The organism is Kribbella sp. NPDC050281 (genome assembly GCF_040655855.1).
GTDB lineage: Bacteria > Actinomycetota > Actinomycetes > Propionibacteriales > Kribbellaceae > Kribbella.
Map to the genome: position 1 here is coordinate 41,831 of NZ_JBFAKS010000040.1, position 18,323 is coordinate 60,153.

Annotated in this window: 16 protein-coding genes and 1 pseudogene; 9 read left to right on the top strand and 8 right to left on the bottom strand. The window is 68.4% G+C overall.

Annotated elements, in window-relative coordinates:
* Positions 1-68 precede the first annotated feature (68 nt).
* Positions 69-1,100: an aldo/keto reductase gene (locus AB0I34_RS33965; protein ID WP_360453044.1), complete on the top strand. Its 1,032-nt coding sequence runs from the start codon at positions 69-71 to the stop codon at positions 1,098-1,100.
* On the opposite strand, the gene AB0I34_RS33970 is transcribed toward AB0I34_RS33965, so the two are convergent.
* Positions 1,081-1,689: a hypothetical protein gene (locus AB0I34_RS33970; protein WP_360453046.1), complete on the bottom strand. Its 609-nt coding sequence runs from the start codon at positions 1,687-1,689 to the stop codon at positions 1,081-1,083. The genes AB0I34_RS33965 and AB0I34_RS33970 overlap by 20 nt on opposite strands.
* Before the next feature lie 25 nt (positions 1,690-1,714).
* On the opposite strand from AB0I34_RS33970, the gene AB0I34_RS33975 reads away from it, so the two are divergent.
* Positions 1,715-2,458 carry a DUF5995 family protein gene (locus AB0I34_RS33975; protein WP_360453048.1) on the top strand — a complete coding sequence of 248 codons (744 nt, stop codon included), beginning with the start codon at positions 1,715-1,717 and terminating at the stop codon, positions 2,456-2,458.
* Here the strand turns inward: AB0I34_RS33975 and AB0I34_RS33980 are convergent.
* Complete coding sequence (locus AB0I34_RS33980) at positions 2,455-3,159, bottom strand: M50 family metallopeptidase (protein WP_360453050.1); 705 nt, start codon at positions 3,157-3,159, stop codon at positions 2,455-2,457. The genes AB0I34_RS33975 and AB0I34_RS33980 overlap by 4 nt on opposite strands.
* Before the next feature lie 138 nt (positions 3,160-3,297).
* Between AB0I34_RS33980 and AB0I34_RS33985 the strand changes: the two genes are divergently transcribed.
* From AB0I34_RS33985 to AB0I34_RS33995, 3 genes and pseudogenes are all read left to right on the top strand, one after another.
* Positions 3,298-5,373 (top strand): S41 family peptidase, encoded by a 2,076-nt coding sequence (locus AB0I34_RS33985; protein ID WP_360453052.1) that lies wholly within the window; start codon positions 3,298-3,300, stop codon positions 5,371-5,373.
* Between the two features lie 18 nt (positions 5,374-5,391).
* Positions 5,392-6,630 (top strand): aconitase X catalytic domain-containing protein, encoded by a 1,239-nt coding sequence (locus AB0I34_RS33990; RefSeq protein ID WP_360453054.1) that lies wholly within the window; start codon positions 5,392-5,394, stop codon positions 6,628-6,630.
* A pseudogene (locus tag AB0I34_RS33995) lies at positions 6,627-6,902 on the top strand (DUF126 domain-containing protein); the annotation flags it as partial. The gene AB0I34_RS33990 and the pseudogene AB0I34_RS33995, both read left to right, overlap by 4 nt.
* 78 nt (positions 6,903-6,980) lie before the next feature.
* On the opposite strand, the gene AB0I34_RS34000 reads toward AB0I34_RS33995, so the two are convergent.
* Positions 6,981-8,180 carry an MFS transporter gene (locus tag AB0I34_RS34000; RefSeq protein ID WP_360453056.1) on the bottom strand — a complete coding sequence of 400 codons (1,200 nt, stop codon included), beginning with the start codon at positions 8,178-8,180 and terminating at the stop codon, positions 6,981-6,983.
* 236 nt (positions 8,181-8,416) lie between these two features.
* Here AB0I34_RS34000 and AB0I34_RS34005 point away from each other — a divergent pair, with 236 nt between their 5' ends.
* Positions 8,417-9,235, top strand: a complete 819-nt coding sequence (locus AB0I34_RS34005) for a phosphatase PAP2 family protein (protein ID WP_360453058.1) — start codon at positions 8,417-8,419, stop codon at positions 9,233-9,235.
* Here AB0I34_RS34005 and AB0I34_RS34010 read toward each other — a convergent pair.
* Both AB0I34_RS34010 and AB0I34_RS34015 read right to left on the bottom strand, forming a co-directional pair.
* Complete coding sequence (locus AB0I34_RS34010) at positions 9,178-11,382, bottom strand: SulP family inorganic anion transporter (RefSeq protein WP_360453060.1); 2,205 nt, start codon at positions 11,380-11,382, stop codon at positions 9,178-9,180. The genes AB0I34_RS34005 and AB0I34_RS34010 overlap by 58 nt on opposite strands.
* 173 nt (positions 11,383-11,555) lie before the next feature.
* Entirely contained in the window at positions 11,556-12,887 is a 1,332-nt protein-coding gene (locus AB0I34_RS34015) for a nuclear transport factor 2 family protein (RefSeq protein ID WP_360453062.1), read from the bottom strand.
* A gap of 92 nt (positions 12,888-12,979) precedes the next feature.
* On the opposite strand from AB0I34_RS34015, the gene AB0I34_RS34020 reads away from it, so the two are divergent.
* From AB0I34_RS34020 to AB0I34_RS34030, 3 genes are all read left to right on the top strand, one after another.
* Entirely contained in the window at positions 12,980-13,357 is a 378-nt protein-coding gene (locus tag AB0I34_RS34020; protein WP_360453064.1) for a helix-turn-helix domain-containing protein, read from the top strand.
* A 21-nt stretch (positions 13,358-13,378) separates the two neighbouring features.
* Positions 13,379-14,152: an SDR family oxidoreductase gene (locus tag AB0I34_RS34025; protein ID WP_360453066.1), complete on the top strand. Its 774-nt coding sequence runs from the start codon at positions 13,379-13,381 to the stop codon at positions 14,150-14,152.
* Positions 14,153-14,324: 172 nt separating this feature from the next.
* Positions 14,325-14,711: a MerR family transcriptional regulator gene (locus AB0I34_RS34030; RefSeq protein WP_360453068.1), complete on the top strand. Its 387-nt coding sequence runs from the start codon at positions 14,325-14,327 to the stop codon at positions 14,709-14,711.
* Here AB0I34_RS34030 and AB0I34_RS34035 read toward each other — a convergent pair.
* The 3 genes from AB0I34_RS34035 to AB0I34_RS34045 all read right to left on the bottom strand — a co-directional run bounded on the left by AB0I34_RS34035 (position 14,692) and on the right by AB0I34_RS34045 (position 18,258).
* Positions 14,692-15,417, bottom strand: a complete 726-nt coding sequence (locus AB0I34_RS34035; RefSeq protein WP_360453069.1) for a DUF427 domain-containing protein — start codon at positions 15,415-15,417, stop codon at positions 14,692-14,694. The two genes, AB0I34_RS34030 and AB0I34_RS34035, sit on opposite strands and share 20 nt — an antisense overlap.
* Positions 15,418-15,476: 59 nt before the next feature.
* Complete coding sequence (locus AB0I34_RS34040; protein WP_360453071.1) at positions 15,477-17,546, bottom strand: fibronectin type III domain-containing protein; 2,070 nt, start codon at positions 17,544-17,546, stop codon at positions 15,477-15,479.
* 67 nt (positions 17,547-17,613) lie between these two features.
* Entirely contained in the window at positions 17,614-18,258 is a 645-nt protein-coding gene (locus AB0I34_RS34045) for a GNAT family protein (protein WP_360453073.1), read from the bottom strand.
* Positions 18,259-18,323: the final 65 nt, after the last annotated feature.

Genomic DNA, 18,323 nt, shown 5'->3' on the forward strand with positions numbered 1-18,323 from the left:
CACCGTAGTCCCCACTCCCGACAGTTCTAAGGTGGGTCGCAGCAAGTCCGGACAAATGAGGAGCAACTGTGGAATACCGCACTCTGGGCGCCAGTGGAGCGATCGTCTCGACCCACGCGCTCGGCACCATGACGTTCGGCAATGAGACCGACGAGGCCGGCGCGCACGCGCAGCTGGACCGGTACGTCGCCGCCGGCGGCAACTTCATCGACACCGCGGACGTCTACACCGGCGGTGTCTCGGAGGAGATCGTCGGCAGCTGGCTGGCGAAGAGCAGCGCCCGGGACGACGTGGTGGTCGCCACCAAGGGCCGGTTCCCGACCGGCGACACCCCGAACGACGTAGGCACCTCCCGCCGGCACCTGCGCCGCGCTCTCGACGCCTCCCTGAACCGGCTCGGCGTCGACCACATCGACCTGTACCAGTTGCACGCCTGGGACCCGGTCACCCCGCTCGACGAGACCCTCGGCTTCCTCGAGGACGCCGTACGCGCGGGAAAGATCGGGTACGCCGGTCTGTCCAACTTCACCGGGTGGCAGCTGCAGAAGGCCTGCGACCTGATCGACCGCCGGGGCTGGTCGCGACTCGTCACGCTGCAGCCGCAGTACAACCTGCTGGTGCGGGAGATCGAGTGGGAGATCGTCCCGGCCGCGCAGGAGAACGGGCTCGGTCTGCTGCCGTGGTCGCCGCTCGGCGGTGGCTGGCTGACCGGGAAGTACTCGTTCGACGAGGAGCCGACCGGCGCGACCCGCCTCGGCGAGAACCCGGACCGCGGTGTCGAGTCGTGGCGCCGGCGCAGCACCAACCAGCGCGTCCGCGACGTGGTCGACGCGGTTCGCGACATCGCGACCGCTCGTGGCAACTCGATGGCGCAGGTCGCCCTCGCCTGGCTGGTCGACCGGCCCGCCGTCACCTCGGTGATCCTCGGCGCGCGGACGATCGAGCAGCTCGACGACAACCTGGCCGCGGCCGACCTGCACCTGACCGCGGAGGAGACCGAGAAGCTCAACCAGGCCAGCGATCCGGGCGCGGCGGATTATCCGTACGGCGGTCCGGGCGTCGCGCAGCGGGGTCGTCCGATCACGGGTGGGCGCGCCTGAACGGCGATCGCTCGACGGCCTTGCGGAGAGCGGCGTACGACGCGACCAGCGCGCGCCGCTCTGCCGCGAGGAGTGGGTCATCGCGGTCGCATCCTGCCCGGACCCACCGATCGGACAGGTCCATTGCCTCGACACGGTGCGCAGCCGCGGGCCGGACCGCCTCCGGATCGGCGTCGTACGCGTAGGAATAGAGCTCGACCAGAGCGGCCTCCAGTTGGTCGGCCGTGACCGATTCGTCGTGCTGCTGCGCCCGATGGATGCGCCACCACTCGACCTCCAGCCGCGCCGCCCGTGCCGGGTCGAGCGGCAACTCGCCGTCCTGGGCGACGAGTTCGTAGAAGCGGCGCATGTACGCGCGGGCCGCGTCCGGCTGGTTGTCGGGGTACGGTGCCCATAACTGGTTGGCGCGCAGCACGTACCACGCTCCGGCCAGGGTCCGGTGGGGTGACATACCGAACGCGGCGGCGACCATCCCGACGGAGGCGCTGAGGAAACTCCGCCACTCGTGGCGGTAGTACGCGGCCCAGGCGTCGGTCTCGCGATTGCCGACAACCACTGGGTCGAAGGACCGTGGACCTGTCGCAGGCATGACCCCCTCCTCCACAGGAGACCCGATGAACGATGGTAGTCCCGTGGCCGGCGTCGTCGCCCGGATGCAGCAGCGGCTCGACGAGCTGCCGGACGACCTGGCCCATCGCCGGATCTTCCTGAGCACCTACCTTCGCACCACCCGAGCCGTTGGCGACGCCATCGATCTGGCGCGGTTCGAGGACCCGGCCTGGGTCGAGAACTGGGACGTGAAGTTCGCCGAGCTCTACCTGGATGCGCACGATGCCGCCTTGACGCCAGGCGCTCGAGTGTCGCGCCCGTGGCGGCTGGCCTTCGACGCCCCTGCCGACATCCCGGCGCTGCGTCACGTCCTGCTCGGCATCAACGCGCACGTCAATTACGACCTCCCGCAGGCACTCCTCGCGGTGATCAGTGACGCCGACTTCACCGATCCGTACCTGATGGAGCGACGGCGCCGCGACCATGAGCGGATCGACGGTGTACTGGCCGAACGCGTCAGCGCGGAGGACGACGAGCTCGGTGGTGCGCGGAGTCTGCTCGACCAGGTGCTGACACCATTCAACCGGCTGTCCTCGAGGCGCTTCCTGCGTGAGTCCCGTCAGAAGGTCTGGCACAACACCGTCGAGCTGCAGCACGCACGCAAACAAGGACCAGACGCCTATGCGAGCCGTCTGGCGGAGCTCGAGCTGCTCAGCGCTGCCAAGATCGCCGACCTGCTACGCCCCGGACAAGTCCTGCTGCGTCTGGCCCTCACGGGCTTCGGTGTGACGCTTCCACCACCGGTCTAGCCCGGCAGTACTCCGGACCACACCACTCCGAGCGCCAGACATCCCAACGTCACCAGACCGAACACGCCGACCCACATCAATGTGGGTACGCCGGTCAGCCGTCGCAGCTGATCCGCATCCGAGCTACGGCCTTGTCCGTAGCGGCGTGAATGCTGCAACTCCAGTACGGCGCGAGGTGCGGCCAGCAGCAGGAACCAGGTCAGCAGATAGGCGAATGCGGACTGGACCGACGGTGAGCCCCACCATGAGATGCCGAAGACAAGGGCGCCGAAGACAACGACCGACCAGAGGCCGTAAAGGTTGCGGATCTGCAGCAGCAGTATCAGCAACGCGACCAGGAGCCCCCAGAGCATCGCAACGGCGTACCCGCGGCTCAGGACGAAGGCAGCGGCGAGGCCGAAGAGGGCCGGTCCGGGGTAGCCGGCCAGCAGTACGGCGATCATGCCCGGACCTGTCGGGTGGCCGCGTGACACCGTGACTCCAGAGGTGTCGGAGTGCAGTCTGATCCCGGACAGCTTCCGTCCGACGAGTGCGGCGATCAGTCCGTGCGCACCTTCGTGCGCGATCGTCACGACCTGGCGCGTCAACCGCCACAGCGGGCGGAAGCCGATCAGCACCAGTGCGACGACACCGGTCCCGATCACCAGTCGCAGCGACGGATCCGGCTGCGCGGACGTGATGCTGTCCCAGAACTCAGTCACCCGCCCATCCTTGCAGCACAGTGGTCGACTCCGAGCAGAGCGGGACGTTGACATCGCCAGATGCGCGGACGACGGTTGAGGGATCGCGGCCCGGGGAGGGGCCGCCGCATTGGGGGCGACATGTCACAGCCACGCAGCATGAAGGCCACGGGGAAGAAGGCGGCGGCGAAGAAGACCGCCGCACGCAAGAGCAGCGCCCGGCAGGAGCCGGCGAAGACTGCGACGGGGGCGAAGCGGGCCGCCCGTACCTCCGTCGCGAAGAGGACCCGGGCAGCTGCGAGTTCGAGCCGGACACAACGCACCGCGACCACAGTCGCCGCGCAGGCGGCCGCCGTACCGCTGCCGGACTTCCTCGGTTCGGCTGGCACATTGACCCTCGCGCAGCGCACACAGTTGGTCGAGCAGGCGTTGCTGCTGCTGGAGCAGAACTACGTGCATCTGCCGCTCAAGGTCGCGATGCACGCGGTGAATCCGTTGCAGCGGTTGCGAGTGATGCGGGCGCGGATGGAACGGCAGACCGCGGCCACGATGGGACCGGAGTGGATCTTCCACCGGGAGATGTCGAGCATCTTCCACTCGGTCCGCGACCTGCACACCAACTACCTGCTGCCGGTTCCGTTCGCCGGCAAGATCGCGTATCTGCCGTTCATGATCGAGAAGTGCTACGACGCCGCCGACGTCGAGCACTACCTGATCACCCGGACGGTGACCGGCTACTCGGCCCCGCAGTTCGGGCCGGGAGCCGAGGTGACGCACTGGAACGGTACGCCGATCGCCCGCGCGGTCGCGCTGAACGGCGCCCAGTTCGCCGGCAGCAACGACGCGGCCAACCTCGCCCGCGGTCTGGAGTCCCTGACCCTGCGGCCGCTGGTGATCCAGTCGCCGCCGGACGAGGACTGGGTGACGCTGTCGTACGTCGGTCTGGACGGCTCGGCGCAGGAGTTGCGCGAGCAGTGGAAGGTCACCACGAACCTGCCGCCGATGACGGACCTGGACGCGATCAGCCAGACGTCGGCCTCGATGGGGCTGGACCTGGATTCCGACGAGAAGGCCCGGGCGAAGAAGGCGCTCTACGTCCGCGATGTGGTCGAGCTGGAAGACGGTCAGAGTTCGGCCGAACTGCGGACACCGGCGGCCGTGACCGGCGCCGATCTGCCGACCACGATGCCGGGCGTCTTCCGCGCCCGCGAGGTGGTCACATCGTCCGGAACGTTCGGGCACGTGCGGATCTTCACCTTCAGCGTGCAGGACCCGGTCGCGTTCCGGGACGAGTTCGTCCGGCTCGCCGCCGCGCTGCCGCAGAACGGCCTGATCGTGGACGTCCGCGACAACGGCGGCGGGCACATCTTCGCCAGCGAGTTCACCCTGCAGACGATGACGCCGCGGCGGATCGCGCCGGAGCCGGTGCAGTTCATCAGTACGCCGGTCAACCTCAAGATCTGCCGCCGGCACAAGGACAATCCGCTCGGCATCGATCTCGGTCCGTGGTTCGACTCGCTCGACCTGGCCACCGAGACGGGCGCCGCGTACTCGGCCGCGAAGCCGATCACGCCCGAGGACGGCGCGAACGACATCGGCCAGACGTACCACGGCCCGGTGGTGCTGGTCACCGACGCGCGGGTGTACTCGGCGACCGACATCTTCGCCGCTGGGTTCGCCGACCACGAGATCGGCCCGATCCTCGGCGTCGACGACAACACCGGTGCCGGCGGCGCGAACGTGTGGACCCACGGCCTGCTCGCCGCGTTGCTCAACGAACCACCCCCACCCGACGAGACCTCGCCGTACATCGCCCTGCCCAACGGTGCGAACCTGCGGGTCGCGATCCGCCGGACGTTGCGGGTGGGTGCGCTGTCCGGCACGCCGGTCGAGGACCTCGGGGTCAAACCGACGGTGGTGCACAAGATGACCGAGGCGGACCTGCTCGAAGGCAACGTTGACCTGCTGAACAAGGCCGGTTCGTTGCTCGCGGCCCTGCCGCACCGGCGTCTCGACGTGAAGACGACCTTCAGCGGTACGACGCTCACGGTCGCCCTGGAGGTGGACGAGCTGGACCGCGTCGACCTGTACCTCGACGATCGCCCGATCAGCTCCGAGGATCTGACCGGCCCGGAGCTCAGCATCGACATCCTGGAGGTCACCCACGGCCAGCTCCTGCGGGCCGACGGATACCAAGCCGGCGCTCTGGTCGCCTCCCGCCGGACGAAGGTCTGAACGCTGTAGTTTCAAGGCATGCAGACGCTGCGCCTGACCGCCGAGGAAGAAGGAATGCTCGGCGGTCAGGACGGTGACGGCGTCGCGCTCGCGATGCGTGTGATCGTCAGCCTGGCCCGGATCGCGGACGCGCCGCGGCTGGTCGAGATCACCTCCGCGCACGTCGACTCGTGCCTGTACCACGGCCAGGTCAGCCTGGACTTCGCCCATCGCCTGGTCGACCTCGGCGCGAAGGTCCGCGTCCCGACCACGCTGAACGTCGGCTCGATGGACCTCATCCATCCGGAACTGGTCCGTGACCGCGACCTCGCGGCGTCCGGTCGCGAGCTCATGTCGGCGTACGTCGCCCTCGGGTGCACACCGACGTTCACCTGTGCGCCGTACCAGCTGCCGAACCGGCCCGGACTCGGCGAGCACGTCGCGTGGGCGGAGTCGAACGCGATCGTGTTCGCCAACTCCGTCCTCGGTGCCCGCACCGATCGGTACGGCGACTTCCTCGACATCTGCGCTGCGATCACCGGACGGGCGCCGTACTCCGGGCTGCAGACGACCGAGGCGCGGCGGGGGACCGTGACATTCGACTGCCGTCCGTTGGGTGATCGGTTCCTGCGGTCCGAGCTGGCGTATCCGTTGCTCGGGCATCATGTCGGGTCGGTCGTCGGCGGCGAGATCCCTGTGCTGGTGGGGATCCCGGCGTCTGCGGGCGAGGATGAGCTGAAGGCGTTCGGTGCGGCGGCCGCGTCGGCTGGGGGAGTGGCGCTGTTCCATGCGGTCGGGGTGACGCCGGAGGCCCCGACTCTCGACGAGGCGTTGGAGCTGCCGGTGCGTGAGATCGATCTCGACATGATGCGACAGACGCGGCGAATGTTGTCGACCTTCTCGTCGGGTGAACTCGATGCGGTCAGTGTCGGCACACCCCACGCGTCGTACGCCGAGTGTGCCCGGCTCGCTGAGTTGCTGACGGACGGGCCTCCGTTGAAGATCGCGTTCTATCTGTCAACCGGTCGCGCGACGCGGGCGCTGGCCGAGGACAGCGGCGTACTGCGAACACTCGAGGCTGCTGGAGTCACGGTCGTCGTGGATACCTGCACCTATGTCACGGCGATCCTGTCGCCGGAGTGGAAGAACGTGATGACGAACTCGGGCAAGTGGGCGCACTACGCGCCGGGCAACATCAACGTGTCCGCCGTCCTCGGTTCGCTGGAGGAATGCGTGGCGTCCGCCCGCGCCGGTCGCGTGATGCTGGAAGACGCATGATCACGGCTCTCACACTCAATCCCGGCAGCGCGACAGGTGAGGTGATCCGCCTGACAGCACCTTTGTCCTTCTGGGGCGGCACCGACGAGAACGGCCGCATCATCGATGCACACCATCCCCAGTGCGGCGTCGTACTGGCCGGCCGCATCCTGGTGATGGAGTCGGGTCGCGGCTCGAGCTCCGCCTCCAGCGTCCTCGCCGAACAGATCCGCGCCCACACCGCACCCGCCGCCATCATCCTCGCCCGCCCCGACACCATCATCGCCCTCGGCGCCCTGATAGCCCACGAACTCTACGACCTCACCACCCCCGTAGTCGTCGTCGACGGACCGCTCCCCGTCAGTGGCCGCCTACGGGTGGACGCCGGCCCGACCGGCGCCACGATCAGCCCGCTCATGCATGAGTACGGCGGTTGCGGTGAAGAGGAGTGCGCAGGCGGTGAGGGCCAGGGGGAGGGTGGTGAGGCGGGCGATGGTGGCGATGGCTAGGCCGCAGGTGATTTCGCCGAGGTATTCGAGTTGGGCGAGGAACGAGTGGGTGGTGGCGCGGATGTCGGCGGTGGTGCGGGCGTTGACCCAGACCGTGCCGATCACCTGGGTCAGCGGTTTGACGATGCCGGAGATCAGTACGACGGCGATCGCGCCGACGACCGGATCGCGGGCGAAGGCGAGCAGGAGCGTGCCGAGTACGCCGACTGCGGCCGCGAGGGCGTAGTCGTTGCGGGCGTGGGCGCCGTCGATCCGATGGCCGGCCAGGCGCAGGGTGAGCGCGCCGACGAGCAGCCCGGCAACGCCGAGGCCGGTGAACCAGATAGTCGGGTCCGGGTCGGTGGGTAGGCCGAGATCGATCAGCTGGACCTGGAACAGCCGACCGACCGACCACGCGCCGTTCACGAGGAAGGTCGCCGCGAAGATCAGGCGGATCGCGCGACTGCGCCGTACGAGAGTGACGCCGCGCCGGAAGATGGTCCAGGACGCCGACCAGCGGGCGGTCCGCACCGGCACGAAGTGGTGCTCGGTGAACCTCAGCGCGACATAGAGCGCCAGCGAGAGCATCGCAGCGCCGGCGACGACGATGGTCAGATCGCGGCGGGTCGCCCAGGCGAGCAGGCCGAGCAGGATCAGACCTGTTGCGGCCCCGGTCAGCTGTGCCCGGGCGGCGTGGGCGAGTACGGCGGTGATCCGGTCCGGCTGGTCGAGCTCGTCGGTGATCCAGGCGACGTCGGATCCACTCGCGAACGTCCACGAGATGCCCCAGAGCACCTGCGTCGCGAGGAGCGCGGGGAACGAGTCGACGAGCCCGGTGGTGAGCATCGCCGTACCCATCAGGACCTGCGAGATCACCAGTGACCACTTGCGGCTGATGGTGTCGGCGACCACGCCGGCCGGCACCTCGCAGACCAGCGCGAACCCACTCTGCGCCGCGCCGATCAGTACGAGCTGGGCCGGGGAGAGGCCGGCGTCCACGACCAGGTAGACGCTCGTGACCAGCCACCACCCGTTGTGCAGCACGGCCCGCAGCCAGGTCCAGCGGAGGAAGACCGTCACCATGCCCGCAGCGTCTCCCGCCGGATCGCGCGGGTCTAACGGATTTCTCCCACGGGTGTGAGTTGGTTCATATTCTTCGCAACTATAAGCAAGTTGCGATAATTTGGAACGGTGGCGAAGGGCGGCCGGTGCGGCCGGAATCACAGTGAAAAACGAATGACCGTTCTTGATTTTCGGGCGGGCATCGACGCAGGGTGGAATCTCAGAGAACGAGCGTTCGGTTTGAGGTGGGGGTCGATGTGGCGCAACTGACTCTGGAGCGGGTGGAGCACCGATCGCTGCCGGTCGCGGTGAAGCCGCACGGGATCTGGCGGATCGTGCGCGAGGTGACGCTGCTGGCCGTGCTGTTCGGGGTGTACAACCTCGGGCGGTTCCTGTCGGCGGACCATACGGGGTCGGCGTTCCGGCACGCCGGCGACCTGATCCGGTGGGAGGCGTGGCTCGGCCTGCCGAGTGAGGCCGCGGTGCAGCAGCACGCCTTGCGGATCGACGGCCTGGCCGAGGTGGCCAACGCGTTCTACGCGAGCGTGCACTTCCCGCTGACCGCGGTGGTTCTGTTGTGGCTGATGATCCGGCGGCCGGCCGAGTACGGGAAGGCGCGCTGGGCGCTGGCCTCGCTGACCGGGCTGGCGTTGATCGGCCACATGTTCTTCCCGCTCGCGCCGCCGCGGATGATGCCGGGCTGGGTGGACACCGGCGTACTGCTCGGGCAGTCCGTCTACGGACCGAGCACGGATTCCGGGGTGGCGAACCAGTTCGCGGCGATGCCGAGTCTGCATGTCGGATGGTCGTTGATGGTCGCCGTCTTCCTGATCCGGGCGACGCGGTCACGCTGGCGCTGGTTGTGGATCGCCCATCCGGTCCTCACGTTCACGGTCGTCGTCGTGACCGCCAACCATTACTGGCTCGACGGGTTGATCGCGATCGCGTTGGCCGTGCCGCTGCTGCTGATCTTCGACAGCCGGCGGGTGCGCATCCCCGCCGATGTCGGTGAGCTTGCTCAGCGTTTGAACGACAAGCCCGCGGTGGCGAGCTCCTCGTCCGCCCGGACCAGGTAGGGCTCGCGATCGAGGACAAGCCGGGCCGCGGCTGCGCGGAGGTCGAACCACAGCCCGATCAGCTCGAGCCGTCCTTCGTCCTCGGCCGTGCGCACGCAGGCGAAGCTGCGCAGGTTCGCGAGCTGTACGCCGACGTTCGCGACGGACAGCTTGTCCGCCGGGGACAGCTTCACCCCGGTGGCCGGGTCGACGATGTCCGGCAGCCCGACCGCGCGTCGTAGCGACGGTTCGAGGTGGCGCAGCCAGTTCTGCAGGCCGGTGCCGGCCGGGGTGTTCGCCTCCAGCGCGGCCGCGGCGGCACCGCAGTGCGAGTGACCACAGACCACAATCGATCTCACCCCGAGTACGTCGACGGCGTACTCGATCGCGGCGTCGACCGAGCTGCTGTTCGATCCCTTGGGTGGAACGAGATTGCCGACGTTCCGGACGCAGAACTGGTCGCCGGGGCCGGTGGTGGTGATCAGGTTCGGCACGATCCGCGAATCCGCGCAGGTGATGAACAGTTGTGCCGGGCGCTGACCGTCGGCCGCGAGCTTCGCCAGCATCGGCCGGATCGGGTCGGCCGACGCCTCGAACTCACGGATGCCGTCCAGCATCGAGACCCGTTGGTCCGGCTCGGGGATGACCTGGGGATGCCAGGGCAACAACCTTCGCGCCGGGTCCGAACGCATCGCGGCCCGGAACGCCACCCGGTTCAGCTCGACCGAACCACCGCGCGCGATGTGTCCGCGCCGCCAGTCCTCGATCGCCTCGTACGCCGCATGGTCGAGATGGTGGACGTCGAGATCGACCCGAACCCGCGCGCCTTCCGGGATCGACCGGAGCGTGCGGATCAAGGAGGCAACTCCGAGGAACACCAGCGTGCCGCGGATCCGAATTGTCGACAGCCCGTCCTCCTCGGTCGTGGTGACAGTGGCCCGCGCCAGCCGATAGAGCACTCGCACGATCGCCAGCGCCAGGCCGATGAGCACGCCGTCGGCCAGTCCGAGTACGGCGACGGCCGCGGCGGTCACGACGTACACGAGAAGCTCGTCGTGTTTGCGCAAGGTGCGGATGTGAGCGAGCTGGACCAGCCGCAAGCCGGTGACGAGCAAGACACCGGCCAGGGCGGCCATCGGGATCAGTTCGAGCATCGCGCCGGCCGCCAGCACGAACGCCGCGATCCAGACACCGTGCAGGATCGCGGAGGCGCGGCTGCGCGCGCCGGCTGCGACGTTGGTGGAGCTGCGTACGATCACGCCGGTCACCGGCATGCCGCCGAGTGCGCCGGACACCGCATTCGCGGCGCCTTGACCGATCAGCTCGCGGTCGAGGTTGCTGCGCTTGCCGCGATGAAGCTTGTCCACGGCAACTGCCGACAGCAGTGACTCGACACTGGCAACGAGGGCAACGGTCAGCACCGCCGTGATGATCTCGATCGGAGTGCCGTCGGGCACGGCGGGCAGGACCAACTCCTTCAGCGGCTGCTCCGGCAGGTCGACACGCGTGACGTCGGTCAGGAACGCCGCGGCCACCGCGGTGACCGCGACGACGGCCACCAATGGCGCCGGAATCACCTTGACCTTGGGCAGTCTGGGCCAGGTGAGCAGGATCGCGACGGTCAGTACGCCGGCCAGCACCGAATGGGGGTGATGGGCAACGAGTTGGGCGGGAAGCGCCGCCAGGTTGGCGATCAGGGAGCTCTGCGCCTTCCCACCGAGCACGACGTGCAACTGCTGGACGGCGATCGTGATGCCGATGCCGGCGAGCATGCCGTGTACGACAGCGGGGGACAGGGAGAGCGCGAGCCGGCCGACCCGGGTGACGCCCAGCAGGATCTGCAGCAGTCCGGCGGCGCAGGTGATCGCGGCGGTCGCGGCCCAGCCGAACTGGCCGACCAGGCCCGCGACGACGACGGTCAGACCCGCGGCCGGACCGCTGACCTGCAACGGTGATCCGCCGAGCGCCCCGGCGACCACGCCACCGACGACGGCCGCGACGAGGCCGGCGATGAGCGGGGCGCCGGACGCGGCGGCGATCCCGAGGGAGAGCGGTATCGCGATGAGGAAGACCACCAGCGAGGCCGGTAGGTCATGGTGAAGGACTGACCTCCAGGTCGTGCACTCAGGCACAGGACCGGAAGCCGGCGGGGGATGGGAAGGTGACATGGTCGGCACGGGTCCTCCGGCGTCGGTGCTCTGGGCAACTTGCTCTGGGCATCAGGCGTCGAAACAAAGAGTGTCGATCTGGTGACCCATAGTACTGGTCTGTTCAAGCCCGGAACAGGGACGAATGCGAGTTCGTTGCCGACGGCCCCGACGTACGGAAAGGTGACGATTGCTCAGGGCATCGATGTCTCCGGGAACAGCACCCGGCGCGCGTGGTCGGTGTCGAGGTACTCGCGGACGGCGACGATCGCTCCGTCCCGGACAGTGAAGACCGCGCCGCAGTGGTTGGCGTACGCCTCGCCTGATCTGGCCGTCGCCTGCGCGGTCCATTCGGCGAAGACCTGGTCGCCGTCGGCGAGGGCGTTCGTCAGCCTGATGGTCACCGGCGCTCCGGGCGCGAACAGCTTGCCCGCCACCGCCCCGAGGAACTCGTCGACCACCGTCTCGCGACCCTTCCACTCACCGGACAGCGGCAGGTCGCCCGGGTAGGTCCAGACCACGTCGGGCGCGAAGCTCGCGCGGATGGTGGCCAGGTCGCCGGCGGCAACAGCCTCGACGTACCTCGTCACGACGGTCTTCGGGTCGTTCATCGGTGTCTCCTCGGTGAAGAGTGTCAGTACGGCGTTGCCGCGGATCCGGCGGTCGCGCAGGTCGTCGAGGACGTCGCCGGTCCGGGACCAGTCCTCAATCCGGCCGAGCTCGGGGTGCAGCCGTCCGGCCGCGACCAGCCGGACGAGCGTGGCCAGGTCCGCGCCGTCGTCGCCGTCGGTGTAGTGGAAGTGCTCGATCGTCCCGTTCTCGGGTCCGTCGAACATGGTGAAGAAGTCAAGGCTCGCCGGTTGCCGGCTGGCTTGGCCGAACCAGATCAGCCTCCCGCCCGCCCGCACCTTCGACAGGGCGACCGGCAGGCTGTCACCTCCGATGGACTCGAGGACGAGATCGAACGGTCCGTCCGCGGCCGAAGCCTCGGGCACGATCGTCTCGGCGCCGAGTTCGAGCAATCGCGCACCGCGAACCGGCGAGGAGACGACAGCCGTGATCGATGCGCCGGCCGCCGCGGCGAGCTCGGTGAAGTAGTGGCCGACACCGCCGGAGGCGCCGGTCAGCAGGATTCGCCGTCCGATCACGGCACCCGCCGTACGCAGAAGACGGAGCGCCGTCAGCCCGGCGAGCGGAAGTGCCGCCGCCTGTTCGAGCGGCACCGCGTCCGGCAGTACGGCGAGCTGGGTGAGCGGCGCGGCCACACGCTCAGCCCAGCCGGAGTGTGGCACGTGCGCCACCACTCGAGTGCCGACGGGCGGACCATCAGGAATCGTCCGGATCACCAGGCCTGCGACGTCCTTGCCGGGGCGCCAGCCGTCTCGCGGGTTCTCCAGCTGGAAGGTCTCACCGCGGTTCAGGGAGTACGCCGCGACCTCGATCACGACCTCGCCGGGACCGGGCTCGACCTCGTCGACCTCGGCCACCACGACCTTGCCGCGTCCGACAGGTAGTACTGCTCTCATCCGCGTTGCCTCTCTTGCTTAGACTCGACCTCGACGCTACGAACCGTTCGTGGCGGGCGGAAGACAGCACTTATTACTGCTCTAGGCACCTCATGGATACCGACCAGGTCAGAGGCAAGTGGGACGCCACGAAAGGCGCCTGCCCAACACGTCAGGTGCTGGGCCGGATCGGCGACACCTGGACGATGCTGGTGATCAGCACGCTGGAGAAGCACGGCACACTGCGGTCCGGGCAACTCAAGCTGCTGATCGAGGGCGTCACGCAGAAGATGCTCACCCAGACCCTGCGCCACCTGGAGCGCGACGGCATCGTCCAGCGGACGGTCGTCGCCACGGTGCCGGTGACGGTGACCTATACGCTGACTCCGCTCGGGCTGAGCCTGGCCGCGGCCGTCGCGACGATGCGGACCTGGGCCTACGACCACATGGACGAGATCGCCGCCGCCCGCGACGAGTACGACGAAAGCTAGTCCGTAAGCGATGGGAGTCACGTGGATCTGCAACTGTCCGGCAAGACCGCGGTGGTCACCGGTGCCAGCAAGGGAATCGGGCTCGCGTGTGCCGAGGCACTCGCGTGGGAGGGCGTCACGGTGACCGGGATCTCCCGTGATTCCGCCAACCTGGCGAAGGCCCAGGAGGAGCTCGCCGCCAAGGGCCTGACGTACGCCGTGGAAGCGGTCGACCTCACCGATCCAGACGCGACCAACACTGTGTTCGAGCGCATCGGCGTACCGGACATCCTGATCAACTGCGCGGGAGCGGCCCGCCGTACGCCGGTTGACGAGTTGGACAGCAAGGCCCTGCACGCCGCTATGGAGGCGAAGTACTTCACGTACATGCACGCGACCGACGCGGTCATCCGCGGTATGGCCGAGCGTGGCAGCGGTGCCATCGTGAACGTGGTCGGCCAGGGCGGCCGGCAGGCGAACCCTCTGCACATCGGTGGCGGCGCGGCCAACGCGGCCTTGATGCTGGCCTCGGTCGGCTACGCCAAGGCGTACGCCGCTCAGGGTGTTCGGGTCAACGTGATCAACCCGGGCACGACCCGCACCGGCCGCGTCGACGAGGGCCTGGAAGCGGCGGTCCGGGCGAGCGGCCGGTCGAAGGAGGAGTTGCTCGGCGAGATGGTCGCCGACACCCCGCTCGGCCGGATCGGCGAACCTGAGGAGGTGGCTCGGGTCGCTGTCTTCCTCGCGTCGCCCGCCGCCAGCTACGTAACCGGCGCGATCATCCCGATGGACGGCGGCGTCACCTCGGCCATCTGATGCCGCCGTCTTGACGGTGAATTTCCAGGTCGGTCCACCTGGGCGCGATCGACAGGACGTATACGTCCACTGCCGTCCACCGCCCGCCTGAGCCGACCGGATATTCGGCTCGATCGCCAGACACCTCCTGTCGAACTGCACGACTCAGAACGGCGACCACTAGATTCGGTGGATGAGGATCGGCGATCTGGCCGCCCGGTTCGGGCTCGCGACCCACGTCCTGCGGCACTGGGAGGACGTCGGCCTACTCACCCCGGCGGCCCGGGTCGCCGGCCGGCGGCAGTACGACGAGTCGCACGTGGCGCGGGTGGTGATGATCCAGCGCGCCAAGGCGACCGGGCTCAGCCTGGAGCAGATCCGCCGGATGTTCGAGGCGCCCGGTGGAGCCGAGCGGCGGACGGTGCTGGCCGAGCAGGACACCCGGCTGGACGAGCAGATCCGGCGGGCTCAGGAGTCCAAGCGCCTGATCGAGCATGCGCTGACCTGCGAGACACCGGACTTCACCGAGTGTCCGCGCTTCCACCAGTTGGTGGCCGAGCTCAGTCCGAGAAGTGGGTGACCGGGCGGTCCAGCGGTACGCCGTCCAGCGTCACGTCGACGCGTTCGTTGAAGAACGCGATGAGGCCGGCGATCGGGAGGAGCGGGGCGGTCGGGAAGTCGTAGGACCAGGCCAGGTCGCGGCCGTCGACCGACCAGTATCCCGTGGTGCGGCCCTTGTACGGGCACGCGGTCCGGGTCTCGCTGGCGGTGAGGTGCCCGAAGTTCACTTCGGTCCGCGGGAAGTAGTAGCGCGGCGGCAGACCGGTCTCGAACACGATCACCGTCGAGCGCGACTCGGCCAGCACCTTGCCGTCGTACTCGACCTTCACCTGGCGGCCGGAGCGGATCGCGTCGCACCGGGCGTAGGGACTGCGCGGGTGGACGAAGACCTCCTCGTCCTCCTCGAACCAGCTGTCCAGCGCGTCCCACTGGAACCGGACCCGATCCTTCGCGATCCCGTCGTCGTACACCCACGCCTTGCCCGACCCAGCTGTGTGCACCCGCGCGACCCCGTGCTCGAACTCCTTCGTCTCACCGGTATCGGTCAGTACGCCGTCCGCCACATCGGCGACCGGGATGTAGTACTGCGGGTACGGCGGGAACTCCCACAGGTAGATCCCGTCCTGGGTGTCGAGTACGACGCGCCCGTCGAGTGTCGCGCGGATCCGCCGCGGGACCGGGACGGTCTGACCGGGTGGGACCAGGGGAGCCGGGTAGTCGTTCATGACTCCAGTAAAGGTCGCGGGGCCGACCTGAGGGAAGGCCGGCCCCGCGGTGGGGTGGGTCAGACAGTGATCCAGTCGATGTCGGCGATGTAGCCGCTCGGGTTGCTGACCTTGATGGAGTTGGCTCCGGCGGTCAGCTTCATCGGGAGGTACGTCACCTGCGGCGTACCCCAGTCGTTGTCGCCGAGGCCGTGGTAGTTGACCCAGTAGGAGTCGGCGTCGTTGACGGTGAGCATGCTCTGCCGGCTGGTGTCGCCGTCGGTGTACGCGATCTTCACCAGATAGGTACCGGTGGTCGGGACGGTGATGTTGTGCAGCGTCACTGTGGCGTCGTACCCGATGTTGCCGATCTTCGAGCCGCCGGAGCACAGGTTGCAGCCGGAGATACCTGCGTTCCCGGTCAGCGTGCTGGTCGATGCCTCGGCCTCGTACCGGACCGGCCCACCCGACTTCGAGGTGAACATGGTGACCGGCGCGCTCGCATCCGACGTACGACCGCCGGACACGCCCTTCACAGTGAAGGCGTACTGCGTCTGCGGCAGCAGCCCGGTCACCACAGCGCTCGTGGTCGAGCTGGTCGCCACCTGCTTGCCGTTGGCGTACACCTTGTACGACGAGGCGCCGGTGCTCGGCCGCCAGTTCAGGCTGACCGTCGTACGGCTCACGTCGGTCGCGGTGAGGTCGGCCGGCTTGCTCGGCGCGTCATTCTTCTCCGGCGTGATCTTGTACAGCTTCGAGCCGTGCGCAGGCAGCGCCGCGCTGACCTGGCCGGCGACGTTCCGGGTGTTCTGGTTCGCCCAGATGTCGCGGACGGTTGCCTTGCCGGTCAGGCCGAGCTGGTCGAAGTTCCCGGTCACCGTGGCTGGAGTGTCGGCCAGGTTGAAGAGGGCGACGGTGACGCTGCCGTCCGCGTTCTTGGCGTACCAGGTCTGCTGCAACTGGTCCTGATTCAGCGGCCGGGCCGGGTTGCCGGACTGGTTGATCGCGATGACCTCGCGGTTGGTCAGCAGCTTCAGGCCGTACGCGTCCAGCTTGGTCATGTCGTCACCGACGAACAGCGGTGCGGTGTTGATCGCCCAGAACGTCATGTAGCTCTGCCGCTCGGCGTCGCTGAGGCCGTCCATCTCTCCGACGCCGACGTTGATCGCGTCCAGGTTGTTCCAGTGACCCGGTCCGGCGTCGTCGATCCACTGCGGCAGATCCCACCAGCGGGCCTTCACCGAGCTGTCCCAGCGGACGATCGTGTCGCAGTAGCACTCCACGTCGGTGTCGATCCGCCAGCCGTTCGAGTTCTGCTTCCAGACATCGGCGTACCGGTGGCTCAGCGACCACGACAGCGTGTACATCATCGGGCGCCCGGCGTTCTGGACCGCGCGCCACCAGGCCTCGATGTCCTCGGTGTTGTTGTGGTTCGGGTCGTCCGGCGCGCCCTTCCACGAGCCCGGGCCGACGCCGTCCATCTTGATGAAGTCGACGCCCCAGTCCGCAAAGAGCTTGGCGATCGAGTCGGCGTACTTCTGCGCGCACGGGCTTGCGTAGTTGATCTTGTACGCCTGGTCCCAGCCGTTCGTCGTGCGCAGGTCCGGGTACACGATGTCGCGGGTGAAGCAGCCGGGTGCGTTGTAGATCGGTGTGTTGCCGTCGCGGTAGACGTCGAAGCCGAGGCCGACCACGGTGTAGATGCCGAACTTCAGTCCGAGTTTGTGGATGTCGTCGCCGACGGCCTTCATGCCGCGCGGGAATCGCTGCGCGTTCGCCACCGGCCGGCCGTACTCGTCACCGCCGAGCTGCCAGCCCGCGTCGACGTTGATGTACTCGTAGCCGTACGGCTTGAGCTTGGTCGCCAGTGCGTGCGCCTGGGTGAGGATGTTGTTCTCACTGATGAAGCTGCCCGGACCGTCCGGGTTCACGCCCGGGTAGTTGGTGGACTGCAGGCTCCAACTGCTCCAGCCCATGTAGGGCTTGGCCGCGACCTGCGGGTACTTCGCCGGGACCGGCTCCTTGGCCTGGACGGCGGTCGGGACAGCAGAGCCCTGGACCGCATCGGCCGGGGCGGTCGCGGCGGCCGTCGACACCAGGGCGACGGTGGCGAGCACGGCAGCGGCAGTACGACGTCTGAGATTCAGCACGGTGGTCCTCCGGATGACCGGGGAGAGAGCGGACGCGGCCGAGCCTAGGGTTGGTTAATTTACATCGTCAAGTATTCATCGCCGATGACTGTGCGTGGTCGCCGGCGAGGCGTTGCTCGAGGTGTTCACGGGCAGCCGGCCATTCGCTGCCGGTGATGGAGAACATCGCCGAATCACGGAGGCGGCCGTTCTCGCCCGGAGCCCAGGACGGCGACCAGTTCCGCAGTACGCCCTCGAAATGTGCGCCGACGGATTCGATCGCCGCTCGGCTCCGCGCATTGCGAGCGTCCGCCTTCAGGTCGACGCGGGCGACGTCCCAGACCTCGAAGGCATGCCGGAACAGGAGGTACTTCGCCTCCGTGTTGATCCCGGTGCCTTGGGCTGAACCCGCCAGCCAGGTGAAGCCGACCTCGATGGCCCGCAGCCGTTCACCGTCCGGCCACAGCCGCGGATCCCAGAACGACGTGGCTCCCACGACGCGGCCGGTCTCGACGGCGATCTGCGCGTACGGCGCCAGCCTGCCGGTGGCCGCCCGCTCGAGTTGCGCATCGATGTAGCCGGCCGCTTCTGTTGCCGTGGGCACCCAAGTGAAGGCGTATGACGCCCGGTCCTGGTCGCCCGCGGCGCCAAGGCCCTCCGCATGCCGAGGGCTGAGCGGCTCCAGCCGGACGCGCTCGCCCTCGAGCACCGGGCCTTCCAGTACGAATCCCACGACACACCCCTCCTGGCCGAGACGAGGTGTCATCGTCGCAGTCGGCCGGTGGCGTGGACCTGGAT